Below are 22,325 nucleotides of genomic sequence, written 5' to 3' on the forward strand. Positions count from 1 at the left end.
GCTATGGCTCCGGCGTCACGCCGCGACGCCTTGCCGCCAGTCCGTTCCTTGGCCATAACCCGGCGAATGACACGCCTGCCAATAGACGACGCCCTGCCGGACCTGATCGCGGCGCTCCGTACGCGGGGGCGCGCCGTGTTGCAGGCCCCACCGGGCGCGGGCAAGACGACGCGCGTGCCGCTTGCCATGCTTGACAGCGCACTGACACAGGGCACCATTTTGATGCTTGAGCCGCGCCGCTTGGCTGCCCGGGCGGCCGCGCAGCGCATGGCCGATACGCTGAACGAACCATTGGGCCAGACCATCGGCTACCGCATCCGAGGCGAGGCGCAGGTGTCCGCCAAAACCCGGATCGAGGTCGTCACCGAAGGCATCCTGACCCGCCGCATCCAGTCCGACCCGGAACTGCGCGGCATTGGTGCGGTCATCTTTGACGAATTCCATGAACGTTCACTGAACGCCGATTTTGGCCTCGCGCTTTGCCTTGAAATCGCGGGGGCATTGCGCGACGATCTGATCCTGATCGCGATGTCTGCCACACTCGACGCGGACCCTGTGGCCGCGCTGATGGATGCGCCGATCGTCACCTCGGCCGGGCGCAGCTTTCCGGTTCAGACGCGCTGGCTCGACCGCCCTCTGCCTGGTACGGCGCGGCTGGAACAGGCCACCGCCGATCTGGTGGTTCAGGCCGCATCCGAGACGACCGGCGGTGTTCTGGTCTTTCTGCCTGGTGAGGGCGAGATCCGCCGCGTGCAATCCCTGCTGCAAAGCCGTCTGCCGGACGACCACCTGATCCGCCCGCTGTTTGGTGCCATGGACTTTGCCGCCCAACGCGCCGCAATCCAACCTGCGGCGACGGGACGCAAGATCGTGCTGGCCACGTCGATCGCCGAGACCTCGCTCACCATCGAAGATATCCGCGTGGTGGTTGACGCCGGGCGCGCCCGCCGGGCGCGGTTTGATCCCGGTTCGGGCATGGCGCGGCTGGTCACCGAACGGGTGACGCGGGCCGAGGCGACCCAGCGCGCAGGTCGCGCCGGTCGTGTCGCCCCCGGCACCGCCTACCGGCTGTGGACCAAAGGCGAAGAGGGCGCGCTGCTGGCCTTTGCCCCGGCCGAGATCGAGGCGGCGGACCTGACTGGCCTTGCGCTGGAATGTGCGCTCTGGGGGGCGGCCCCCGAAAATCTGCCGTTGTTGACGCCGCCGCATCCCGGCGCACTGGCAGAAGCGCAGGCATTGCTGCGGATGCTGGGTGCGCTGGACGGCGCGGGCCACATCACCGCACATGGTCGCGCCCTGGCCGCGCTGCCGCTGCACCCGCGGCTGGCGCATATGCTCAGCCTTGCCGGACCCGAGGCTGCACCATTGGCCGCCCTGCTCAGCGATCGCGACCCGGTGATCGGCGCGCCGGCGGACCTGCTGCTGCGGCTTGAGGCGCTGCGCGACCCCAAGGGGTTTGCGCAAAGCCGCCCCTACGGTTTGAACCGTCCGGCACTTGAGCGCATCCGGCAAGAAATCCGCCGTCTGCGTGCCGCCGTCAAACGCCCTCGGACCGGACCGGCGACACCGGCGACCGGACCGGCCGACTGGGCCGCGCTTGCCTATCCCGACCGCATCGGTCTGCGCCGCAAAGGGGACGAGCCGCGCTATCAGCTGACCGGAGGCAAAGGCGCAATGCTGGCGTCCGACGACACCCTCGCCGCCGCCCGTCTGATCGTTGTCACCGACACCGACGGCAACCCGCGCGAGGCGCGTATTCGCCAGGCGATCCAGACCTCAGAGGCGGCGCTGCGCGCACTGTTCGCCGACCGTATCCATTGGGAAGATGTCTGCGCCTGGTCCAAACGCGAACGCCGCGTACTGGCGCGCCAGCAGGAACGTCTGGGGGCGATTGCGCTGGATGACCGGATCTGGAAGGACGCCCCGCCGGATGCGATTGCACGCGCGATGCTGGACGGTGTGCGCCAACTGGGGCTAGTGTTTTCCGACGCGGTGCGGCGCTTTGCCGCCCGCGTCGCACTGGCGCGGGCCGCCGGGCACGACCTGCCCGACATGGCCGAGACCGCGCTGATGCAAACCCTGGAGGACTGGCTGCTGCCGCATCTGTCAGGCGTCAAAAGCGCCGCCGACTGGAAACGGTTCGACCTGCTTCCGGCGCTGCGCGGCGGTCTGGGCTGGGGACAGATGCAAGCGCTCGACCGGGCTGTGCCTGCGCAATTCACCACCCCCTTGGGACGACACATTCCAATCGACTATAGCGGTGATTTCCCCGAAATCAGCCTGCGCCTGCAAGAGATGTTCGGCCAAAGCGACCACCCCTGCGTCGGCAATGCACCGCTACGGGTCACTCTACTGTCGCCCGCAGGCAAGCCGGTGCAGACCACGATGGACCTGCCGGGTTTTTGGGACAGTTCCTACGCTGACGTGCGCAAAGACATGCGCGGGCAATATCCCCGTCACCCCTGGCCCGATGACCCCCGAGCCGCCGACCCCACGCTGCGGGCCAAACCGCGCAAGTGACGCTGAACCGCGTCTTCACACCTCAGTGCTGCACCGACCGGGCCACCAACCGGGCCAAGGACAGGCAAATGCGTGGTATCAGACGCCAAGACACCAGCGCATGACGGCCTTTTGAGCATGCAGACGGTTCTCGGCTTCGTCAAACACCACCGAATGCGGGCCGTCCATGACGGCGCTGGTCACTTCCTCTTCGCGGTGCGCGGGCAGGCAGTGCATGAAAAGCGCGTCGGGTTTGGCGTGGGCCATCAGCGCCTCGTTCACCTGATAAGGGCGCAGCATGTTGTGACGACGTTCGCGCGCCGATTGGGCGTCGTGCATGCTGACCCATGTGTCTGCAACGATCAGGTCAGCGCCGGTCACCGCCTTGACGGCATCGCGTTCGATGGCGACCGTGACACCAGCGTTGCGTGCAAGACCGATGAACTCCATTTCCGGATCAAGTTGCACCGGGCCGGTAAAGGTAAAGTCGAAACCGAATTGCGTCGCGGCATGCAACCACGAGCTGCAGACATTGTTGCCATCCCCGGACCAGACCACCTTTTTCCCGGCAATTGGGCCGCGGTGTTCCTCATAGGTGAGGATATCTGCCATGATCTGGCAGGGATGTGTGCGGTCGGTCAGGCCGTTGATCACCGGAACGGTCGCGAATTCCGCCATCTCGGTCAGCACCGCCTCGTCAAAGGTGCGGATCATGATCAGGTCGACATAACGCGACAGCACGCGGGCGGTGTCGGCAATGGTTTCGCCGTGGCCAAGTTGCATATCGTTGCCCGACAGCACCATGGTCTGCCCGCCCATCTGGCGCACGCCAACGTCAAACGACACCCGCGTCCGGGTCGAGGGTTTCTCAAAAATCAGCGCCACCATGCGGCCCGCAAGGGGTTGTTCGGCGTCGGGTGTGCCCTTTGGCGCTGCGCCACGGGCGACCTTCATCGCGCGGGCCTGGTCGATCATGGCCCGCAGCGCGTCCGGATCAGTTTTGTGGATATCGAGGAAATGGTTCATACGGTCGGGTCTTTTTGCTAAGGCCGGGACTGCGGGGGCACTGCCCCCGGTCCCGGGATATCTGTGGCCGGAAAAGCGGAATCCGGCGCGAAGGATCAGGGATTGATGAGCGAAGCCGCCGCGCGATCGAGACGGGCGACACCTTCGGCAATCTCGTCGGGTGTGATGGTTAGCGGGGGGAGCAGGCGGATGACGTTGTCCGCCGCGGGTACGGTGATCAGCTCCTGACCATAGCAGGCCTGCAACACGTCACCGTTCGGCACGCGGCATTTCAGGCCGATCATCAGACCTGCGCCGCGCACCTCTTCGAACACATCGGGATGAGCTGCGACGAGCCCTTCGAGCTTTTGCCGCAGGGTGCCGGCGCGCGCGTTCACATCGGCCAGAAAGTCGGGATCAGCTACATATTCCATCACTGCGCAACCCACAGCGCAGGCCAGCGGGTTGCCGCCGTAAGTTGACCCGTGGGTGCCTGCGGTCATTCCCGAGGCCGCCTCTTCGGTCGCCAGTACCGCGCCCAGCGGGAAGCCGCCGCCGATGCCCTTGGCCACCATCATGATGTCTGGGGTGATGCCCGCCCATTCATGGGCAAAGAGCCGCCCGGTCCGCCCCATGCCGCATTGCACCTCGTCGAGGATCAGTAATGTGCCGGTTTCGTCGCAGAGCGCGCGCAGGTTTTGCAGGTCGGCGTCGGACAGCGGGCGGATGCCGCCTTCGCCTTGTACCGGTTCAATCAGGATGGCGGCGGTGGTGTCGCTCACGGCTGCCTTGAGCGCATCCAGATCGCCCCAAGGTAAATGCACAAAACCGGGCAAAATCGGGCCAAAGCCCTTGATCATTTTCTCGGACCCCGCGGCAGCAATGCCAGCCGAAGAGCGACCGTGGAACGAACCTGCGAAGGTGATGATATCCGTCCGCTCAGTCTGGCCCTTGTCGTACCAGTATTTGCGCGCCATCTTGACCGCCAGTTCGCAGCTCTCGGTACCGGAATTGGTGAAGAACACGGTGTCCGCAAAGGTATGTTCGACAAGCAGATCCGCCAGCTTCTGCTGCTGCGGGATCTGGTAAAGGTTGGACACATGCCACAGACTGCCCGCCTGTTCGGTCAATGCCGCGACCAGCACCGGATGGGCGTGACCCATGACGTTGACGGCAATGCCGGCCCCAAGGTCGAGAAATCGGCGCCCGTCCGCCTCGATCAGCCAGCTGCCTTCGCCTTTGACAAAGCTGAGCGGCGCACGGTTGTAGGTCGGCAGGACGGAAGGGATCATGGTCAGGTCCTCATGGGAAAGCCCGATTGGTGCCAAGGGCATGCGGGCAAGTCAAGGTATTTGGGAATAGAACCGGCAGAACCGACAGACCAGTGGCCTGCCGCATAAAAGAGATCAGATGTCTCGTCGGATGATCTGCATGGCGTTCATACCCATTGGCATACCAATCCTGCGCCCGAAAGCAAGCGTTATTGCGCTGGTAGCAGCAGAACCGGAACGGATGCTGGCGCGGCCCTCTGATCTCGGGATGTGCACCCCAATGGCACATCGCAGGCGATCCGCGCCACGACCGCGATTAAATTTGCACCCCGCCAGTCGATTGGCTAGCGTCGCCTCATGCGCGCCCCGGTGATCGACAATCTGCAATATGCCAACTGGTCTGAGAAAATCTTTCGCCAGATGCGCAGCGGTGGCGTCGACGCCGTGCATGTCACCATCGCCTACCATGAATCCTTTCGCGAGATGGTGTCGAATCTCGAAGTCTGGAACCGCCGATTCGAAGCGCTGCCGCATCTGATTTTCAGGGGCAGCACAGCCGATGACGTGGAGTTGGCGCGCGACACCAACCGCACCGCGATTTTCTTTGGATTTCAGAACCCCTCGCCGATTGGCGATGACATCGGCCTGGTCGAGATCGTGTACCAACTGGGGGTGCGTTTTATGCAACTGACCTATAACAACCAGTCGTTGCTGGCGACTGGTTGTTATGAGGAGGACGACACCGGTCTTACCCGCATGGGTCGCGCCGTTGTAACCGAAATGAACCGCGTCGGGCTGGTGATCGACATGAGCCATTCGGCCGAGCGTTCGACCCTCGAAGCCATAGAACATTCGACCCGGCCCGTCGCAATCACCCACGCCAATCCCGACTGGTGGCATCCTGCGTTGCGCAACAAATCCGACACAGTATTACGGGCGCTGACAAATGCGGGTGGGATGCTGGGATTTTCGCTTTATCCGCATCATCTGGCCGGCGGGACCAACTGCACACTCTCGCAGTTCTGCGAGATGATCGCCGAAGCGGCGTCGCGCTACGGTGCCGAAAATCTCGGCCTTGGCTCGGATCTATGCCAGGATCAGCCCGACAGCGTGGTCGAGTGGATGCGCGCGGGTCGCTGGACCAAGAATGTCGAGTATGGCGAAGGCTCGGCCACCGCGCCCGGATTTCCGCCAATGCCAGATTGGTTTAAGGACAATCGCGACTGGGACAACATCCGTGACGGCCTGCGCGATACCGGATTTTCCCGCGACGAAACGGACGGAATCATGGGCGGCAACTGGCTGCGGTTCTATCGCCACAGCTTTGGACCAAAGTGACCTGTACGTCCCCTGTTTCAAAGACGGCACACCGAATTCGGAACACCTGAACCCTACGCATTTTAGCCCAGCTTCAAAATGACAATACACACTCCCAGCTTCTTCTCTTTTTAAATACGCAAATCCACGACGTCGCCAAGTGAGCGGCGTCAAGGCTCTGGCAGGGCAAAGACCTGCCCCGGGTAGATCAGGTCCGGATTGCGAATGCTGCCGCGATTGGCGTCAAAGACCCGGACATAGGCGATACCTTCGCCATAACGGTCGCGGGCAATCGCCCAGAGCGTATGCCCTGGCTGCACCGTCACCGCTTGCGCAGCCACGCCATCGCTCAACGCTGCCACGGCGGCCAGAACCGCGACCTCTTCGCGCTTAAACGGGCTTTCAACCCGCGCACCGACCGATCCATCGTCGCGCAATTGATCGACCCGCAAGGTATAGATGCCGGTGGCAACATCTGGCAGCGCCACGCGCCAGCGCCCGTCAGCGCGAATCCGGGATGTCGTCACGGGGGCATTATCAAGATAGATCCGCACCTGCGCGGCGCCGCGCCCGCGCCCGGTGAGGATCACGTTGCCGTCATCCTCATAGGTGATGGCATCGAGCGCCACATCCGTCAGCGCCTCTGGTACATCCGCAGTCGGTGCAGGGGCCTGGAGCACCTCGATCCCGGCACGGCTGGACAGGATCACCGTCGGCGCCGCGGCGGGCTGCGGAGCCGGGGCGATTGGCGCGGGTCTCGTGATCTCTGCGATTTCAGCAGTCGCGGCAGCACTTCCCCCCGACTGAGCGGCGGAGGTGGCGGCCGTCACAGCCGCCAATGCGGTGGGTATTTTACCGTCTGGTGCTGCGGCATCTGGCTGGGCAGATGCCAGCCCCGATGCTTCCTCACCCGCCTCTTCGGGCGGCGGCGTGCTGGCTGTGTCCACCTGGTCGGCAATCATGGCAATCCCGTCTGCCCCGGCGTTCGGTTCGAATCTGTCTTGTGCTGTCTCTATCTCAGCCGCGCCCTGATCGACCACGTAACTCGTCTCGACCCCTACCGGGTCTGACGCCCCTCGAACGACCGAAGGTGCGGCGACAGCGTCGTCTGTGACAACTACGACTTGTGCCACATCGGCTGCGACCATGGGGAATGTCACCGAGACCTCGGATGGGGACTGCGCCACAGTGGCGGGTGCAACTTCCGGGTTGGACGGATCACTGCCGTTCTGCAAAGCCGAGGCGATCTGTGTCCCCAGCGTTGGCGCAATAAGGACCGTATCCTCGGACTGGGTTCTGACGCCGCCGATCCGCATAACAAGGCTCAGCTTCCGTGCGGCAGCACTGGGGGCAAGGGTCAGAAATCCGACAAACTTTCCGGTTCCGTCCGACACTGCCGCGGCTGCAATCTGATCATCGACCAGGATTTCCACATCGCTTTGCGCCTCGGCGATTCCGGCGACAAGCGTGGTGCCGTCCGCTTCGACCCGCACCAGGTCGAAGGTCGGCGGCGCCGGAGCTGCAGCCATCGGCACATTTGTTGATGTCGCTGCGTCGACATTCAGTTCTGGCGGGGTCGTTGCAGTTGACTGCAGCGACGCCTCACCTGCGGGCGGGTCATCGGCAGGCACAGCGGCGTCGTTGCTGCCCTGTGTAACCGACGCCACGCCAGAATTCGCGCCGGGTGCGGTCGACATCCGTCCGCTGACCAGCAGCGCGACCGCCACCAATCCCACCGCAGCGAGCCCGCCAAGGGCCAGTCCTGTGGTGCCGCTCGCCAAGCCGCCCTTGCTCATATTTAATCCAGTCCCGTGCATTGCGCGCCAACATCCCCGGATGCCCGCCTGCGTGGTTGAGCGAATATAGCAAGCGCGCTATCACGGGTCAAAACCACATCGCCGGATCGGACCCCAAAAATGACAATGAAATCAATTTGTGTCTATTGCGGCGCACGATCAGGCAGTGACCCGACCTTTGCCACCGAAGCCGAGGCATTGGGGCGCGCCATTGCCGCTGAGGGTTGGCGGCTGGTGTATGGTGCCGGGGATGTTGGCCTTATGGGGATCGTCGCGCGGGCGACTCAGGCGGCTGGGGGTGACACCTTTGGCGTGATCCCGCAGCATCTGTTGGCCTGGGAAGTGGGCAAAACCGACCTTACCCGCTTTGTCGTGACCGAAACCATGCACGAGCGTAAAAAGGTCATGGTGATGAACGCCGACGCCATCGTTGTGATGCCGGGCGGCGCCGGATCACTGGACGAATTCTTTGAGGTACTGACCTGGCGACAGCTGGGCTTGCATGGAAAACCGATCTTTCTGATGAACGTCAACGGCTATTGGGATCCACTGAACGCGCTGCTGCAACATGTGGTCGATCATGGCTTTGCTGATGCTTCGATCGCCGGGTTCGTCGGCAGCGAACCAACGGCAGACGCGATAATAGACGCTCTGCGCCGCACGCTCTGATGCCGCCAGGCAGCCCCTGAATAGAGCGCCAGCGCGGTCCAGATCAGGCCAAATGCGATAGCGTGGACAAGGCCGAAAGGTTCGCCAAATATCATCACAGCGCAGACGAACTGCAATGTCGGGTTTATATATTGCAGCAGGCCAATGCTGGCCATCGTCACCCGTTGCGAAGCATACGCGAACAGGATCAGTGGCACAGCCGTCAACGGGCCTGACAGCGCCAGCAGCAGGCTGATCACCGCATCCTCACCAAAAGCCCCGCCGCCGGGGGTAAAATGCAGCCAGACCAGCCAGCCTGCTGCCAGCGGACTGAGCAGCATCACCTCGGCAGTGACTGATACCACCGGACCCACCGTGAGGCGCTTTTTGATCAGACCATAAAGGCCGAATGTTGCGGCGAGCACCAGCGAGATCCAGGGTGCTGCCCCCAACCCCACTGACAGCACCAGCACAGCGATCACGGCCAGCGCGACTGCGACCGCCTGCCCTCGGCCCAACCGTTCGCCAAACGCCACCACGCCAAGCAGAACCGCGACCAGCGGAAATATGTAATATCCTAGCGATGCTTCGGTGGTGCGGCCAATCTGGACCGACATAATGAACAGGAACCAGTTGGTCGAAATCATCAGCGCCGCAAAACCAAGCACCGCCGCCGCACGCAGTCCTGACAACGCAGCCACCAGCCGACCAAAACGCCCCTGCACCAACAACACGATCATGAAAAAGCCCGCCGACCATAGCGTCCGGTGCGACAGCACTTCGAGAGGTGGCACCGTCGCAAGCAATTTGTAGTAAAGTGGCGACAGGCCCCAGATCGTACAGGCCAGAATCATCGCCAGAACCCCGGCGCGTGCGTCCTGCATTGTCGTTCCCCTTGCCCTGCGTTCTGAGGGTCTTAGCTGCGGCGATGAACCATCGCAACATGATCCGGGGGCCTGGTCCGCGCACCTGCCATCGCTACGAGGCCCGTTCCGTTCGGGGCTGCACTTCCAGCCGTTGTTCCATCAAGCACAGGTCAAGCGTGCGCGGCGGCAGACGCCCGACTTGCTCAAAAAGGCTCAGAAAATCGACGAGGCTGCTTATTTCGGTGATCAGATCATCTTCGAACCGCATCATGTAATGCAGCCTGACGCAGACGCGCCTGCCTGAACGGATCTCGACACCGGACATCTCACCCATGATGGCCACCCAGTTGTCGTTTTCGACTGCTTGCAGTGTACGATAGGCGATATTGTCGAATTGCCGCGCAATCATCCTGTGATAGCGCAGGTAATCCGACGGCCCCTCAAGGGTTTCAGCCTCGAGTCCCGACGTTACAGCATCGGCGGCCATCATCTCATGCGCTGCATCTATATCACCAAGGACCCAGACGCGTTTCATAAATGCCGTGACTCGTGCCTCAAGCCTGTTCATGCCCGCACCTCCAGATTGTATCATTCCATTTCTGACTCACAACGGTTGAGGATAGCGCGCCGCCGAGAGGTTTCCAGAACTGCAGGCCTTCTGCCAATTATCATGGTAAATATTACCATCCCGACGCATAAAAAACGCCCCGCGATTTCGCGCGGGGCATCAATGTCGGACGTGATGGATTGAGTCAGGCTGCCGACAGGCGGGCCGCCACGTTTTCCCAGTTCACCAGATTGTCAAGGAAGTTGGTCAGGTAAGCGGGACGCTTGTTGCGGAAATCGATGTAATAGCTGTGCTCCCAGACATCGCAGCCCAAAAGCGCAGTTTGGCCAAAGCACAGCGGGTTCACGCCGTTCTCTGTCTTGGTGATTTTGAGCGAACCGTCGCCATCAACCACCAGCCAGGCCCATCCGGATCCGAACTGACCCGCGCCCGCAGCCGAGAAATCCTCCTTGAACTTGTCGATCGAACCGAAAGCTTCGGTGAGGCGGCTCTCAAGTGCGCCAGGCATGGCGTTGTTGCCCGGTCCCATCATCTCCCAGAACTGTGTGTGGTTCCAGTGCTGCGAGGCATTGTTGAAGATGCCCGACTGCGCCACAGCGGACTTGTCATAGGTACCTTTGACGATCTCTTCGACCGACTTGCCCTCCCACTCAGTGCCGGCAATCAGCTTGGATCCGTTGTCAACATACGCCTTGTGGTGGATATCGTGGTGATATTCCAGCGTCTCCTTGGACATGCCCTTGCTGGCAAGCGCGTCGTGGGCATAGGGAAGATCGGGAAGTTCAAAAGCCATGATGTGACCCCTCTTGAATATGTCAGGTTATACCGTCCTTTACCTGATCCCAGAACCGTCCGGCGTCAAGGCTCGGATTGTGTGGACACAGGCATTGTAATGGATCAACGCGGCGCGGTCTTGCAAGTTCCCGAGCCGGTGAAAACAGCGTCGTCACCCACCGCCGTAGCCGACATGTGAAGCGCCTGCGTAGCCTTGAGATAGGTCGCCCGATAGCGCAATCGCGTCATTCCAAGATTGGGCACTGCGCGCAAATCCAGCGTCCAGACAAAGGTGATGCGGTGGACGTTTTCGATCGCGATCCGCGCGGTCAGCGGCTGACTGTCGTTAAAGTAAAGGATCAGCGGATCCGAGACAATAACGCGACCAACCTCGCGGTCGTCACCCAGAAACAGCACCTCGGGAATCCAGCCACGCGCATCATATCCAGCGATCTGGCATACATACGTGTCCGCAGCCTGCGCACGCGCCGCCGTCAGCAGCAGCACCGCTGCCGCCAAAATCCATCGCCCCATGCCCGAACCCCTGTGGTCTTGTCGTGTCCAACCTTGAGGAGAATGACCGACAAGGCAACCAAGCACCTGCAGCTTTCTCTCTCGGGGGCGGGCAGACAGCACCGCACACAGGAAATCTGCGGTTCTCAGGACCGGCGCAACGCTGCGTCAGGCTATCAACGAAGAAAGCTCTGACCGGTTGTTCAGCCGCGACATCACACGAAACAAGGAATGAGAAGCTGCACCATTATTCTTTGACGAATTATCGCACACTTGTCCCAACGACAGAATGGATCACATCGCTGTGCGTTTCGGCTGGATTTCAGTTGCCGTCGACAGCCCCATCAACCGTGTTGTCAATCGCCTCTGCTGCGTTGTTCACCGCGTCACTCGCGCCGTCCAAGGGGATATTGGCCTCACCATTGTCGTTCGAAACATCGCTGGTGCCATCGCTGAAAACAACAAAGACAAGAAGAGCCACGACAGCCAGAATACCGACAACATAGGCAATTCCGGTATGGCGGCCCAAGCGCGCCGCGCCGCGATGCCTTTCGGGGGGCAGGTTCGTATCGTGCATTTTACCACTCCTGTGCAAAATCTCAGTGTTGAGGAAACCCACCCAGACACTGCCCGGTTCCAATCCGGCGTCAGTCCCGACGATCGAGAACGATTTTTCGCCGACATCGACCCTATGCCCGGCGATGTTCTGCCGACATCGCAGCCCCCTGCAGTTGCGACATGGCGAGGCACCCGCCGCATTTGCCCTTTTGTGCCGATGGTGCGGGCGTTACATGATCAGCAGGATATATCTGAGGAGACGGCATGATACCTTTCTGGATCATCAGCGGCGCGCTTGGCCTTGTTGTCGTGGCCTTGCTGGTGCTTGCCTTGTTGCGGAACCGCCCTGACGGCGGTGTGGCTGACAGTTCGGATCTGCAGGTTTACCGCGATCAGCTGCGCGAGGTCGAACGCGATGTCGCGCGCGGTGTGCTGGCCGAGGCGGATGCCGAACGGCTGCGCGCCGAAATATCGCGGCGCATCCTGGCCGCCGACGCCGAACTGCGCGCGACCGTCACCGCAACGCAGGCTCCGCGCGGTGTGGCGCTCGCCACTGCCGGTCTGATCCTGATCATCGTTCTGGTTGGCGGGTATGGGCTGTACAGCACGCTTGGCGTGCCGGGATATGGTGATCTCGCGCTCCGGGACCGGATCGCCGCCGCTGATGAGCGCCGCAAAAACCGCCCCTCGCAGATCGAGGCAGAGGGGCAGCTCCCCCCTCTGCCCGCCACCGATGCGCCCAAAGAATATCTGGCGCTGGTGGATCGTCTGCGTCAGGCGGTCGAGGACCGCCCCGACGATCTGCAAGGGCACGTGCTGCTGGCCCGCAGTGAGGCCACACTGGGAAATTTCATCCGCGCCTATATGGCGCAGGAACGTATCGTCGCGATCCGGGGCGACGACGCCACCGCGCGTGATTATGCCGATCTGGCCGATATGATGGTGCTCGCCGCCGGCGGCTATGTTTCCCCCGAGGCCGAGCGGGTTCTGGATGGCGCACTGTCCCGTGACCCCAACAACGGTGTGGCGCGGTATTATGGTGGTCTGATGCTGCAACAGAACGACCGGCCCGACGTAGCATTTCGGCTGTGGGACACCTTGCTGCGCGCAAGCAACCCTGACGACGCCTGGGTGCCGCCAATCACGGCCCAGATCGGGGAGCTTGCCCTGCGCGCCGGAGTGACGGGCTACCAGATCCCCGATCTTGGCGGCACAACGCTCGCAGGCCCCGGTCAGGATGACATTGCAGCGGCAGAAAACCTGAGCCCGGAAGAACGCCAGGAGATGATCCGCGGCATGGTCAGTCAGTTGTCGGACCGGCTCGCCAGCCAGGGCGGAACACCCGAGGAATGGGCCCGCCTGATCGGCGCCTATGGGGTCCTCGGCAATGCTGAACAGGCCATCGCCATCTGGGAAAACGCGCAAGAGGTCTTTGCCGGGAACGACGCCGCGCTTGAGATTGTCCGCGACGGGGCGCGCAATGCGAATATCGCTCCGTGACCCGCGCGGGCGGCACACTGCGTCGGCTTGGGGCCGCCGACCTGCCAACACGACGGCAGCAGAACAGAGTAACGGGACGATTTACCCGGTCCACAACACGCAAGGTACAAGATGATCTTTGAGGATATCGCGACCTTCCACGCCGCCCTGCCGCGCGAAAGCGCGTTGATGGGCCTCGACCTTGGGGAAAAGACCATCGGCGTTGCCGTGTCGGATCGGCTGCGCTCGGTCGCGACGCCGCTTGAAACCGTACGGCGGCGCAAGTTCACTCTGGATGCCGCGCGCCTGCAAGAGATCGTCGCGGACCGCGAGATTGGCGGCGTGATCCTTGGGTTGCCGCGCAATATGGACGGCTCCGAGGGGCCGCGCTGTCAGTCCACCCGCGCCTTTGCGCGTAATTTCGAACGGCTCTGGTCCGGTCCAATCGGGTTTTGGGACGAACGCCTGTCGACCGTCGCCGCAACCCGCGCCCTGCTTGAGGCGGACACATCCCGCAAACGCCGCGCCGAGGTGATCGACCATGTTGCCGCCTCGTATATTCTGCAGGGTGTGCTGGACAGGCTGCGCCACATCCGCCAGACAGAGGTCTGAACCCGTGATACCACCAGCGCCCAAGGCAGGCCCGACATGAGCGACGACATCTGGACCCGCGATGAGGTGGAAAGCCCCTGCATCAAGATCTGCGTCATTCACTCTGAATCGAGGCTTTGCACTGGCTGTCTGCGCAGCATCGACGAAATCACCCGCTGGTCGACAATGTCCGGTGATGAGCGACGCACCGTCATGGCAACCCTGCCCGACCGCGCCGGAACGCTGAGCACACGACGCGGCGGCCGTGCAGCACGTCTGGCGCGTGGGACCTGACTGAACGGGCGCACTTTGGCGAATGTCGCGCAACGCCCAATCTGCTATGTCAACCGTGGCGGCAGTGGGCCATCAGCCCCACAGCGCCTTGCGCAGCATGTTCAGTGCGACAATCAGGATAAACACCGCAAACACCCGCCGCAGCACCAGCGCATCAAGGCGGTGCGCAATCTGCGCGCCGATGGGGGCCGTGACCAATGTCGTCGACACCGCCACCGCAAAGGCCGCAAAGTTGACTGCTCCGATGGTCATGGGGGGACGGGCGCCGGGGTCAATCTGCACGGTCAGGAACGCCGCCACCGATGGCACCGCGATAACAACACCAAAGCCGGCCGCCGTTGCCACCGCCCGATGCATCGGCACCCCGAACAGCGTCATGATCGGCACCCCTAGGCTGCCACCGCCAATACCCATTAGTACCGACAGGAACCCCACAGCGGGTGACATCGCCGCCCGCACCATTCCGGTCGGCATCGCGCCCCCCAACCGCCACGATGGTCGCCCAAACGCCAGATAAAGCCCGATAACAATCGCCACGCCGCCGAAAATCATCTGAAGGGTCGTAGACCGCAGCGCCGCTGCAACCCCCACCCCCACCAGGGCGCCGATCACAATCCCCGGCGCCCAGCCACGCAAGACCGACCAGTCCACCGCACCGCGCCGATGATGCGCCATTGCGGACCGGATCGAAGTGACAATAATCGCCGCCAGGGATGTCGCCAGACAAATCTGCATCAGTTGCGGGCTGTCATATCCAAGCGTCTGAAAAACATAAAAGAACACCGGCACATGTATGATGCCGCCGCCCACACCCAGCATTCCGGCCAGCAGGCCGGCAAAAGCGCCGCCCACCAGCAGCAGACCGACCAGCGGCACCAAGGTTGAAATGTCTGGCATGGATCTTGCACCTCTGCTGTCGCCTCGTTGCCATCGGTAAACCCGCTGACGCGCCGCTTGGCAATGCCACCGCCGCAAATAGCCGCCGCCTCGGTGTTTTGTCGTGCTGCACGAGTGCCATTCAGGCGATCACCGGATTGGCATTTAAGCCGACCTCGTGCCCTAGGTCACCACAGGCGCCGCCGCATCCATCCGATCAAGCGCCGCCAGAATCAATTCGGGCCCGGCCCCGCGCTGCGCGCCCCCTACGGACAGGGCGCGCCGCCAGTGCCGCCCCCCGGTTGACCGGCAAAAAGACCCAGCATGTGGCGCGTGATCTGGTGCAGCCGCCCCCCCGCGATCAGATGCGCCTCGATATAGGGCAGCATGGCGTGTGCCGCATCCCGGGCGCTCTCGAACGGAGCGGGCGTACCAAATATCTCGGGATCCGCCCGACCCAGCGCATCCCAGGGCTGATGATACGCTGCCCGTCCCAGCATCACCCCATCCAGCCCCGCGTCCAGCAGACGCCGCGCCTGATCCAGATCGGTGATACCACCATTGATGACAATGGTAAGCGCCGGAAACAACCCCTTCATCGCCTTCACCAGCGCATAATCCAACGGCGGAATATCGCGGTTCTCCTTTGGACTAAGCCCGTCCAACCAAGCCTTGCGCGCGTGAATGATAAAGGTCTGGCATCCGGTGGCAGCAACACGGGCAATAAATTCGGGCAGGATTTCCTCGGGCTGCTGATCATCCACACCGATGCGGCATTTCACGGTTACGGGCATGTCCACAGCGTCCTGCATTGCAACAATACAGCGTGCGACCAGATCCGGCTGCTTCATCAGCACTGCACCGAACATCCCAGACTGCACCCGGTCCGAGGGGCAACCGACATTCAGGTTGATCTCGTCATATCCCGCCGCCTGCCCCAGCCGCGCCGCCTGCGCCAATTCCCTCGGGTCCGACCCGCCCAGCTGCAACGCCACCGGATGCTCGCCCGTATGATTCAACAAATGCAGCGCGCCGCCACGCACCAGCGCGGGGGAGGTCACCATCTCGGTATAAAGCAGCGCGTTCCGCGACAAGAGCCGGTGCAGGTATCGGCAATGCTGGTCCGTCCAATCCATCATGGGCGCAACGGACAGGCGGGAGGCCGTCGATATGTCTTGTTTATTATATTTTTCAGCCACTTAAAAGCACCTATAGTTCGTCTCGTTTCCGCTCATTTTGGACCAAATGGGGAGACCATCATGGGCTCGATCACCACACGCAAGCGCAAGGATGGAAGTCACAGCTACGGGGCACGTGTACGAGTGATGCGCGAGGGCACCGTCTATCACGAGACGAAGACTTTTGACAGACGTCCAGCTGCGACCGCCTGGATAAATAAACGCGAGAAAGAGCTAGCAAAAGCTGGTGCGCTGGAAGAGTTGAACGCATCCGACCCTCCGCTGTCCAAAGCGATCGAGCGCTACACCGAAGAAACGGTGAAGGACATCGGTCGCACAAAGGCGCAGGTCCTCAGGACCATCGCCACCTACCCGATCGCCGATCTGCCCTGTTCCACCACCAAGTCGAAGGATATCATAGAGTTCCTTCAGTCTCTGCCCGGACAACCGCAAACCGTCGGGAACTACGCGAGCCATCTCGCCTCCATATTCGCCATAGCACGACCGATGTGGGACTTCCGCCTAGATGACCGGGAGATGAGAGACGCGATCACCGTCGCGCGCCGTTTGGGATCATCTCCCGTTCCGCGCAGCGGAACCTGGACTTGCCACGCAAAAGTTCCGGTCTCTCAGCTCATGTTAGGCAGCCCGTCTCTCGAAAGCCAAGGGACTTTTCCCGCCAAGGGATGAATGCCGTCTTCGCGGGTTGTAGAACCCATTGATGTATTGGAATATTGCTCCTTCTGCTTGTCTGCGGGTCGCCCATTTCTGACGCCAGATCAGTTCGGCTTTCAGAGATTTGAAGAAGGTCTCGACCATGGAATTGTCATAACAATTTCCCTTGCCGCTCATTGAGACCAGAAATCCATGCTGCTTCAGACTTTTCTGATAGTCACCTGAACAGTATTGAGAGCCACGATCCGTATGATGGATACAGCCTTTGGGTGGCTTTCGCAGCCCTACTGCCATGTCTAATGCCTTGATGGCCAGGTCCCGCTTCATCCGGTTACTGACCGCCCAGCCAATGACCCGGCGGGAGTAAAGATCGATGATCACTGCCAAATACAGCCATCCCTCGCTCGTCCAGATGTAGGAAATGTCCCCTGCCCATTTTTGGTTTGGGCCATCAGCAGAGAAGTCCTGATCAAGAAAGTTGGGGGCGACATTGAAGGCGTGATTGCTGTTAGTCGTGACTTTATGTTTACGGGTTCGAATAACCTTGATCGCGTTCTCACGCATCAACCGGCCTACCCGGCGGTGCCCGACAACAAGACCGAGATCGCGCAGTTCCTCCGTCATGCGAGGTCGGCCGTAGCTTTGCAGGCTAAGGCGGTGTTGTTCTCTGATATGGGCCAACAGCACCATGTCATCTCGCTGGCTTCGGCTGATAGGGCGGATCTTCCAGGCGCGAAACCCACGGGAAGTTACCCGCAAAACGCGGCATAGAAACTCAATGGGCCAGATCTTCTTCCAGGTGTCGATAAAGGCAAACCTCACGCCTTTTGGCCTGCGAAGAAGATCGTCGCCTTCTTTAACACTTCCCTCTCCTCGCGGAGTAGCCGGTTCTCTTTGCGAAGGCGGGCGTTCTCCTTCTCCACATCCTCATGCGGGCCGGACATCAGGTCATCATTCTGATGGTGTTGAACCCACTTGTTCAGTGTCGAAACACCAACCCCTAAATCAGACGCAATCTGAGGTCGCGTCAGTCCACTGCTTGTTGCAATGCGAACCGCATCACGTCTGAACTCGTCGCTGTATCTTGGTGCCAATTTGTGTCTCCTTCATTGCGAATATCGCTCGAAAGAGACCGGAACTAAATCGCGACAAGTCCAGACCATGCTATCTCTGAGATCGCTGATACAACAGTTGGGGGCCGCATTGGGTCTGGTTTTGGCCGGAACTGTCGCTGAAATTTACTCTACACCTATCGCGTGGATTGTCGGTGCGGTGTTTCTGTTCATTGCAGTGATACTGATCTTGGTTTTGGTCAGACGGCTGGCCGTAGAATCCGAATAGCTGACGTTCGTGCGTAAAGCTACCCGGAGGGGACTTGCTCCGAGCATAGCGAGTACCCCTTTATGCGGGTTTTGGTCTGGCTCAGGCTGCACTCAGCGAAGGATGGCGCGATCGGCCTAACGTCCGATCCGGGCTCTTGTGAACCGAGCCCCGTGCCGGGCCTCGGCCCTGCGGCTTCGATCCCTCGCCCAAGAGCAGAGACTGCCTATCAGGCAGACGTTATCTTTTCTTTTAAGCGGGGCCTGCAGCCCCCAGGCCGTCAAGACTGAACCCTAGGCTTACGCTTCGGGCGCAACCGGCGGTTTGCCCGGCAGTTGATTGCGCTGCAATCAATGAGAGGGGATCATAATAGTTGTGTTCGGCGCCTTCGGCGACCAGGCCCGCCATGATCCGGGCGAAGACGCCCTTTTCACTCCAACGTTTCCAGCGGTTGTAGAGTGTTTTGGCCGGGCCATACTCGCCGTTCGGACATTCTCTCTGACCAATGGCGTTCATGCCCTCACCATCGCACCACCGCAAGCCATTGCGATTGATGAAGATTATGCCACTTAAAACCCTTCTGTCATCAACCCGGGGCTTGCCATGGCTCTTGGGAAAAAACGGTCTCAGGCGCTCAATTTGCGCCTCGGTCAGCCAGTAAAGATTGCTCATAGATCAGGTCTCCTTGCGGAGCCTGAATCACGACAACGGACTGAAATCAATGGGTCTGGAGCCTAAGACAGCGACCCGTTGGTTTCAGTCGTCCCATGCATTCTGATCGCTATCGATCTCTTGCAGAGGACGAATCATGCCCTCAAATCGATGCCCAGATCGGACTATTCAGCACTCGACTAAAGCTCAGAACACCTTGAAAGTTAGCGTCGTCAGCGTCCGCTCCAGCCCTTTGATCCCTTTCATGTTCTCGTTGATGAACTTGCCGACATCCTGGCCTTCGGGGATATAAAGCTTCATCAACAGATCATAGTCGCCGCTGGTCGAATACAATTCGGAATGGATCTCGCGCAGGGCGATCTCTTCGGCCACCTCATAGGTCGTGCCGGGCTGACAGCGGATCTGGACAAAGACGCAGGTGGTCATGGTATCGCTCCTTTTGGGCGCAGGCTGGCACAACCGCCGCAGCCGCACAACGGGATATCGCCCGGTTCCGGCATGGTGCTATGGCATTCCCCCTTGGCGGCGCCGCACCCTGCCCCTATAACGCCCGCGACCCGCAAGGAGACAGCCGATGCGCAGCGCCACCCTCACCCGCGCCACATCCGAGACCGATATCACTGTCGAAATCGACCTCGACGGCACCGGCAGCTATGACAATCAAACCGGCATCGGGTTCTTTGACCACATGCTCGATCAGCTAGCGCGCCATGCCCTGATCGACATGAAAATCCGCGCCAAGGGTGATCTGCACATCGACGATCATCACACGGTCGAAGATACCGGTATTGCTATCGGTCAGGCGCTGGCACAGGCGCTTGGTGACAAAAAGGGCATTCGACGTTACGGTGCCTGTCTGCTGCCGATGGATGATGCCCTGATACGCTGTGCGCTGGATCTGTCGGGACGGCCGTTTCTGATCTGGAATGTGTCCATGCCGACCGCCAAGATCGGCACCTTTGACACCGAACTGGTGCGCGAATTCTTTCAGGCGCTCAGCACGCACGGCGGCATCACGCTGCACATTGACATGCTGCACGGGTTCAACAGCCACCACATCGCAGAGGCCGCGTTCAAATCCGTCGCCCGCGCTCTGCGCGAGGCGGTTGAGACTGATGCGCGCAAATCTGATGCCATCCCTTCCACCAAGGGCACGTTGTGACCGCGACGCCCTGCCCTACCTGCCCGGATACACCATGCTGACGGCCATCATCGACTACGAAAGCGGCAATCTGCATTCTGCGCAGAAAGCATTTCAGCGAATGGCGGCAGAGGTGAATGGCGGCGACGTCGTCGTAACCTCGGACGCGGATGTCGTGGCCCGCGCCGACCGCATCGTGCTGCCCGGCGATGGTGCCTTTCCCGCCTGTCAGGCGGCGCTGACCGGCACCGGCGGGCTGTATCAAGCGATGATCGAGGCCGTGGACCAGCGGGCACGCCCATTTATGGGTATATGCGTCGGGATGCAGTTGATGGCCCGCACCGGGCACGAATACCGTGAGACGCAGGGCCTGGGCTGGATCGATGCAGAGGTTGCGCGGATCACCCCGACTGACGCCAGCCTCAAGGTGCCACATATGGGCTGGAACGATCTGGTGATCGACACCGCCCACCCGGTACTGGACGGAATAGGCACCGGCGATCACGCCTATTTCGTGCATTCCTACCAGATGCAGATGAGCGATCCGGACCAGCGCATCGCACATGTCGAGTATGGCGGTACAGTGACCGCCATCGTCGGACGGGACACCCGGATCGGGCTGCAATTCCACCCCGAAAAGAGCGCAGAAACCGGCCTGCGCATGATCGCAAATTTTCTGAAATGGGCACCTTAGGGTCAGGCCATCCTCAGCGACTGCATACATAAAAAAAACGGGCCGCAGAGCGACCCGTACTTGTGACACAAACTCGTTAACTTGCGTTATTTCACACGCGACCAGGTCTGTTTCGAACACAACAGCCCGCCCGCAACGCAACCCGACAATTGCAGCGTGTTCCCGTCCAGCTGCATTTTGCCTTGATAAATCTTGTTGTTTGACGGTCGCCAAACCTTGCCCTTGTAGTTGCCGTTGCCCGACGGGGCCATGTCGATAACCAACGTCTTTCCGATATTCTCGGATCGGTATTCACCCGACGCGTTGAAGGTCCGATCGATGGTGCCACAGATGTTCGCCCCGCAGGGCTTTAGCCCGACATAGGCATAGGATCCGTCGTCAGGCTGGGTTTTCCAGACACCTTCAGCCGGGTCTGCCGCAGCCGTCCCCGCCGCCAGCACCAGACCTGCAATCAGAATGCGTATTGTTTTCATGCCGGGCTCCTCCCCATCGTGTGTACGCCAGCGTTGCCCCCTGCGCCTGCCCCGATCAAGTCTGACGTCAGGTCGCGTTGCATCCGACGCTCCGTCATGTCACACCGCGCCAAACGATCCCGGAGCCGAGCAATGATCCTGTACCCCGCAATCGACCTAAAAGATGGCCAGGCAGTTCGTCTGCTGCGCGGCGACATGGAGAAATCCACCGTGTTCAATGACGACCCGGCGGCGCAGGCCATGGCCTTTGTCGAGGCGGGCTGCGAATGGCTGCATTTGGTGGACCTGAACGGCGCCTTTGCCGGCACGCCAGTGAACGGCGCGGCAGTCGAGTCGATCCTCGCCCAAACCAAGGTTCCCGCCCAGCTCGGTGGCGGCATCCGCGACATGGCCACAATCGAGGCATGGTTGTCACGCGGCCTCGCCCGCGTCATCCTTGGCACTGTTGCGGTAGAAAATCCCGCGCTGGTGCGCGAAGCCGCGCGCGCCTTTCCGGGACAGGTGGCGGTCGGAATCGACGCCCGCGATGGTCGCGTCGCAACCAAGGGCTGGGCCGAGGAAACCGATGTCATGGTCACCGACCTCGCCCGCTCGTTCGAGGATGTCGGAGTCGCTGCGATCATCTACACCGACATCAACCGCGATGGCGCAATGCAAGGCCCCAACATCGCCGCAACCCAGGCGCTGGCACGGGCCGTCACCATCCCGGTGATCGCATCGGGTGGAGTTAGTTCTTTGAGCGACCTGATCGCACTGCGCGACACCGGCGTGATTGCTGGCGCGATCTCGGGCCGCGCCCTCTATGACGGTGCCATCGACCTCAGCGCAGCGCTCGCGGCGCTTGGCACCTAAGCCGTCATTCGACCGCCGCGGTCAGCCCCGCCACCACGTCAGCCACCGACAGTGCCGATGCTTTGGTCACGAACTCCTGCGCCGAACCTGCGACTGGTGCCAGTGCGGCCATGCCCACAAACGCCGTTGTGTACACAAAACACCGTGCCTCCGATTGTGTCATCTCATGCGCCCACTCTTGTTTTCGCCATTCTGGGCCGTAGCCACTGGAACACAACCGGCTTCGCGCCTAAAACAGCGGCCAAAGCGGTAACAAGGTTGGCAC

Annotated in this window: 23 protein-coding genes and 2 pseudogenes; 10 read left to right on the plus strand and 15 right to left on the minus strand. The window is 61.3% G+C overall.

The window, feature by feature from the left end; translation table 11 throughout:
* The first annotated feature begins 66 nt into the window (after positions 1-66).
* Entirely contained in the window at positions 67-2,520 is a 2,454-nt protein-coding gene (gene hrpB / locus IMCC21224_RS13710; protein WP_047995832.1) for an ATP-dependent helicase HrpB, read from the plus strand.
* 78 nt (positions 2,521-2,598) lie between these two features.
* On the opposite strand, the gene argF is transcribed toward hrpB, so the two are convergent.
* The gene (gene argF / locus IMCC21224_RS13715) at positions 2,599-3,525 is read right to left on the minus strand and encodes an ornithine carbamoyltransferase (RefSeq protein WP_047995833.1); all 927 of its coding nucleotides are present in this window, start codon (positions 3,523-3,525) and stop codon (positions 2,599-2,601) included.
* Positions 3,526-3,620: 95 nt separating this feature from the next.
* Positions 3,621-4,796 (minus strand): aspartate aminotransferase family protein, encoded by a 1,176-nt coding sequence (locus IMCC21224_RS13720; RefSeq protein ID WP_047995834.1) that lies wholly within the window; start codon positions 4,794-4,796, stop codon positions 3,621-3,623.
* A 336-nt stretch (positions 4,797-5,132) separates the two neighbouring features.
* Here IMCC21224_RS13720 and IMCC21224_RS13725 point away from each other — a divergent pair, with 336 nt between their 5' ends.
* Entirely contained in the window at positions 5,133-6,113 is a 981-nt protein-coding gene (locus IMCC21224_RS13725; RefSeq protein WP_047995835.1) for a membrane dipeptidase, read from the plus strand.
* Positions 6,114-6,262: 149 nt separating this feature from the next.
* Here the strand turns inward: IMCC21224_RS13725 and IMCC21224_RS26555 are convergent, their stop codons facing one another.
* Positions 6,263-7,888, minus strand: coding sequence for a LysM peptidoglycan-binding domain-containing protein (locus tag IMCC21224_RS26555; RefSeq protein WP_053078979.1), 1,626 nt, complete (start codon positions 7,886-7,888; stop codon positions 6,263-6,265).
* Between the two features lie 120 nt (positions 7,889-8,008).
* On the opposite strand from IMCC21224_RS26555, the gene IMCC21224_RS13735 reads away from it, so the two are divergent.
* Positions 8,009-8,557, plus strand: coding sequence for a TIGR00730 family Rossman fold protein (locus tag IMCC21224_RS13735; RefSeq protein ID WP_082135214.1), 549 nt, complete (start codon positions 8,009-8,011; stop codon positions 8,555-8,557).
* Here the strand turns inward: IMCC21224_RS13735 and rarD are convergent.
* From rarD to IMCC21224_RS13760, 5 genes are all read right to left on the minus strand, one after another.
* Positions 8,467-9,420, minus strand: a complete 954-nt coding sequence (rarD, locus tag IMCC21224_RS13740) for an EamA family transporter RarD (protein ID WP_047995837.1) — start codon at positions 9,418-9,420, stop codon at positions 8,467-8,469. The genes IMCC21224_RS13735 and rarD overlap by 91 nt on opposite strands.
* A 94-nt stretch (positions 9,421-9,514) precedes the next feature.
* Complete coding sequence (locus IMCC21224_RS13745; protein WP_197089207.1) at positions 9,515-9,970, minus strand: ester cyclase; 456 nt, start codon at positions 9,968-9,970, stop codon at positions 9,515-9,517.
* 184 nt (positions 9,971-10,154) lie between these two features.
* The gene (locus tag IMCC21224_RS13750) at positions 10,155-10,763 is read right to left on the minus strand and encodes a superoxide dismutase (RefSeq protein ID WP_047995839.1); all 609 of its coding nucleotides are present in this window, start codon (positions 10,761-10,763) and stop codon (positions 10,155-10,157) included.
* Positions 10,764-10,867: 104 nt separating this feature from the next.
* Entirely contained in the window at positions 10,868-11,278 is a 411-nt protein-coding gene (locus tag IMCC21224_RS13755; protein ID WP_047995840.1) for a hypothetical protein, read from the minus strand.
* Between the two features lie 301 nt (positions 11,279-11,579).
* Positions 11,580-11,834, minus strand: coding sequence for a hypothetical protein (locus IMCC21224_RS13760; protein ID WP_047995841.1), 255 nt, complete (start codon positions 11,832-11,834; stop codon positions 11,580-11,582).
* Positions 11,835-12,079: 245 nt separating this feature from the next.
* Between IMCC21224_RS13760 and ccmI the strand changes: the two genes are divergently transcribed.
* From ccmI to IMCC21224_RS13775, 3 genes are all read left to right on the plus strand, one after another.
* Complete coding sequence (gene ccmI / locus IMCC21224_RS13765) at positions 12,080-13,315, plus strand: c-type cytochrome biogenesis protein CcmI (protein ID WP_197089208.1); 1,236 nt, start codon at positions 12,080-12,082, stop codon at positions 13,313-13,315.
* A gap of 111 nt (positions 13,316-13,426) precedes the next feature.
* Positions 13,427-13,906 carry a Holliday junction resolvase RuvX gene (gene ruvX, locus IMCC21224_RS13770; protein WP_047995842.1) on the plus strand — a complete coding sequence of 160 codons (480 nt, stop codon included), beginning with the start codon at positions 13,427-13,429 and terminating at the stop codon, positions 13,904-13,906.
* Positions 13,907-13,942: 36 nt separating this feature from the next.
* Positions 13,943-14,179, plus strand: coding sequence for a DUF1289 domain-containing protein (locus IMCC21224_RS13775; RefSeq protein ID WP_047995843.1), 237 nt, complete (start codon positions 13,943-13,945; stop codon positions 14,177-14,179).
* Between the two features lie 72 nt (positions 14,180-14,251).
* On the opposite strand, the gene IMCC21224_RS13780 is transcribed toward IMCC21224_RS13775, so the two are convergent.
* Together IMCC21224_RS13780 and dusA are read right to left on the minus strand one after the other, a co-directional pair.
* Positions 14,252-15,076, minus strand: a complete 825-nt coding sequence (locus IMCC21224_RS13780) for a sulfite exporter TauE/SafE family protein (protein WP_047995844.1) — start codon at positions 15,074-15,076, stop codon at positions 14,252-14,254.
* Positions 15,077-15,238: 162 nt separating this feature from the next.
* Positions 15,239-16,194 (minus strand): annotated as a pseudogene (gene dusA, locus IMCC21224_RS13785) (tRNA dihydrouridine(20/20a) synthase DusA).
* A gap of 120 nt (positions 16,195-16,314) precedes the next feature.
* On the opposite strand from dusA, the gene IMCC21224_RS13790 reads away from it, so the two are divergent.
* Complete coding sequence (locus IMCC21224_RS13790) at positions 16,315-16,923, plus strand: hypothetical protein (protein ID WP_197089209.1); 609 nt, start codon at positions 16,315-16,317, stop codon at positions 16,921-16,923.
* On the opposite strand, the gene IMCC21224_RS27130 is transcribed toward IMCC21224_RS13790, so the two are convergent.
* The 3 genes and pseudogenes from IMCC21224_RS27130 to IMCC21224_RS13815 all read right to left on the minus strand — a co-directional run bounded on the left by IMCC21224_RS27130 (position 16,873) and on the right by IMCC21224_RS13815 (position 19,326).
* A protein-coding gene (locus tag IMCC21224_RS27130) for an IS3 family transposase (RefSeq protein ID WP_156178107.1) occupies positions 16,873-18,002 on the minus strand; the annotation gives its coding sequence in 2 pieces (ribosomal slippage) (positions 16,873-17,762 and positions 17,762-18,002; 1,131 coding nt in all). The genes IMCC21224_RS13790 and IMCC21224_RS27130 overlap by 51 nt on opposite strands.
* A gap of 604 nt (positions 18,003-18,606) precedes the next feature.
* Positions 18,607-18,900: pseudogene (locus tag IMCC21224_RS13810) on the minus strand (transposase); the annotation flags it as partial.
* 186 nt (positions 18,901-19,086) lie between these two features.
* Positions 19,087-19,326 carry an Lrp/AsnC family transcriptional regulator gene (locus tag IMCC21224_RS13815; RefSeq protein ID WP_047995846.1) on the minus strand — a complete coding sequence of 80 codons (240 nt, stop codon included), beginning with the start codon at positions 19,324-19,326 and terminating at the stop codon, positions 19,087-19,089.
* 148 nt (positions 19,327-19,474) lie between these two features.
* Here IMCC21224_RS13815 and hisB point away from each other — a divergent pair, with 148 nt between their 5' ends.
* Positions 19,475-20,062: an imidazoleglycerol-phosphate dehydratase HisB gene (gene hisB, locus IMCC21224_RS13820; RefSeq protein WP_047995847.1), complete on the plus strand. Its 588-nt coding sequence runs from the start codon at positions 19,475-19,477 to the stop codon at positions 20,060-20,062.
* Positions 20,063-20,096: 34 nt separating this feature from the next.
* Entirely contained in the window at positions 20,097-20,735 is a 639-nt protein-coding gene (gene hisH / locus IMCC21224_RS13825; protein ID WP_047995848.1) for an imidazole glycerol phosphate synthase subunit HisH, read from the plus strand.
* Between the two features lie 86 nt (positions 20,736-20,821).
* On the opposite strand, the gene IMCC21224_RS13830 is transcribed toward hisH, so the two are convergent.
* Positions 20,822-21,208: a DUF2147 domain-containing protein gene (locus tag IMCC21224_RS13830; protein ID WP_047995849.1), complete on the minus strand. Its 387-nt coding sequence runs from the start codon at positions 21,206-21,208 to the stop codon at positions 20,822-20,824.
* A gap of 132 nt (positions 21,209-21,340) precedes the next feature.
* Between IMCC21224_RS13830 and hisA the strand changes: the two genes are divergently transcribed.
* On the plus strand, positions 21,341-22,060 hold the full coding sequence (hisA, locus tag IMCC21224_RS13835) for a 1-(5-phosphoribosyl)-5-[(5-phosphoribosylamino)methylideneamino]imidazole-4-carboxamide isomerase (RefSeq protein ID WP_047995850.1): 720 nt from the start codon (positions 21,341-21,343) through the stop codon (positions 22,058-22,060).
* 4 nt (positions 22,061-22,064) lie between these two features.
* On the opposite strand, the gene IMCC21224_RS27840 is transcribed toward hisA, so the two are convergent.
* Positions 22,065-22,223, minus strand: a complete 159-nt coding sequence (locus IMCC21224_RS27840; protein WP_156178267.1) for a hypothetical protein — start codon at positions 22,221-22,223, stop codon at positions 22,065-22,067.
* Positions 22,224-22,325 lie beyond the last annotated feature (102 nt).

Source organism: Puniceibacterium sp. IMCC21224, from assembly GCF_001038505.1.
Lineage (GTDB): Bacteria > Pseudomonadota > Alphaproteobacteria > Rhodobacterales > Rhodobacteraceae > Puniceibacterium.

Excerpts from the sequence above, each read along its gene's own strand:
- IMCC21224_RS13725 (WP_047995835.1), top strand. The coding sequence starts at position 5,133 with ATGCGCGCCCCGGTGATCGACAATCTGCAATATGCCAACTGGTCTGAG.
- IMCC21224_RS13745 (WP_197089207.1), bottom strand. The coding sequence starts at position 9,970 with ATGAACAGGCTTGAGGCACGAGTCACGGCATTTATGAAACGCGTCTGG.
- ruvX (WP_047995842.1), top strand. The coding sequence starts at position 13,427 with ATGATCTTTGAGGATATCGCGACCTTCCACGCCGCCCTGCCGCGCGAA.
- IMCC21224_RS13760 (WP_047995841.1), bottom strand. The coding sequence starts at position 11,834 with ATGCACGATACGAACCTGCCCCCCGAAAGGCATCGCGGCGCGGCGCGC.
- hisH (WP_047995848.1), top strand. The coding sequence starts at position 20,097 with ATGCTGACGGCCATCATCGACTACGAAAGCGGCAATCTGCATTCTGCG.
- IMCC21224_RS27840 (WP_156178267.1), bottom strand. The coding sequence starts at position 22,223 with ATGACACAATCGGAGGCACGGTGTTTTGTGTACACAACGGCGTTTGTG.
- IMCC21224_RS13775 (WP_047995843.1), top strand. The coding sequence starts at position 13,943 with ATGAGCGACGACATCTGGACCCGCGATGAGGTGGAAAGCCCCTGCATC.
- rarD (WP_047995837.1), bottom strand. The coding sequence starts at position 9,420 with ATGCAGGACGCACGCGCCGGGGTTCTGGCGATGATTCTGGCCTGTACG.
- IMCC21224_RS13755 (WP_047995840.1), bottom strand. The coding sequence starts at position 11,278 with ATGGGGCGATGGATTTTGGCGGCAGCGGTGCTGCTGCTGACGGCGGCG.
- IMCC21224_RS26555 (WP_053078979.1), bottom strand. The coding sequence starts at position 7,888 with ATGAGCAAGGGCGGCTTGGCGAGCGGCACCACAGGACTGGCCCTTGGC.
- ccmI (WP_197089208.1), top strand. The coding sequence starts at position 12,080 with ATGATACCTTTCTGGATCATCAGCGGCGCGCTTGGCCTTGTTGTCGTG.
- IMCC21224_RS13750 (WP_047995839.1), bottom strand. The coding sequence starts at position 10,763 with ATGGCTTTTGAACTTCCCGATCTTCCCTATGCCCACGACGCGCTTGCC.
- IMCC21224_RS13830 (WP_047995849.1), bottom strand. The coding sequence starts at position 21,208 with ATGAAAACAATACGCATTCTGATTGCAGGTCTGGTGCTGGCGGCGGGG.
- argF (WP_047995833.1), bottom strand. The coding sequence starts at position 3,525 with ATGAACCATTTCCTCGATATCCACAAAACTGATCCGGACGCGCTGCGG.
- IMCC21224_RS13780 (WP_047995844.1), bottom strand. The coding sequence starts at position 15,076 with ATGCCAGACATTTCAACCTTGGTGCCGCTGGTCGGTCTGCTGCTGGTG.
- hisA (WP_047995850.1), top strand. The coding sequence starts at position 21,341 with ATGATCCTGTACCCCGCAATCGACCTAAAAGATGGCCAGGCAGTTCGT.
- hrpB (WP_047995832.1), top strand. The coding sequence starts at position 67 with ATGACACGCCTGCCAATAGACGACGCCCTGCCGGACCTGATCGCGGCG.
- IMCC21224_RS13735 (WP_082135214.1), top strand. The coding sequence starts at position 8,009 with ATGACAATGAAATCAATTTGTGTCTATTGCGGCGCACGATCAGGCAGT.
- IMCC21224_RS13790 (WP_197089209.1), top strand. The coding sequence starts at position 16,315 with ATGGGCTCGATCACCACACGCAAGCGCAAGGATGGAAGTCACAGCTAC.
- IMCC21224_RS13720 (WP_047995834.1), bottom strand. The coding sequence starts at position 4,796 with ATGATCCCTTCCGTCCTGCCGACCTACAACCGTGCGCCGCTCAGCTTT.
- IMCC21224_RS13815 (WP_047995846.1), bottom strand. The coding sequence starts at position 19,326 with ATGACCACCTGCGTCTTTGTCCAGATCCGCTGTCAGCCCGGCACGACC.
- hisB (WP_047995847.1), top strand. The coding sequence starts at position 19,475 with ATGCGCAGCGCCACCCTCACCCGCGCCACATCCGAGACCGATATCACT.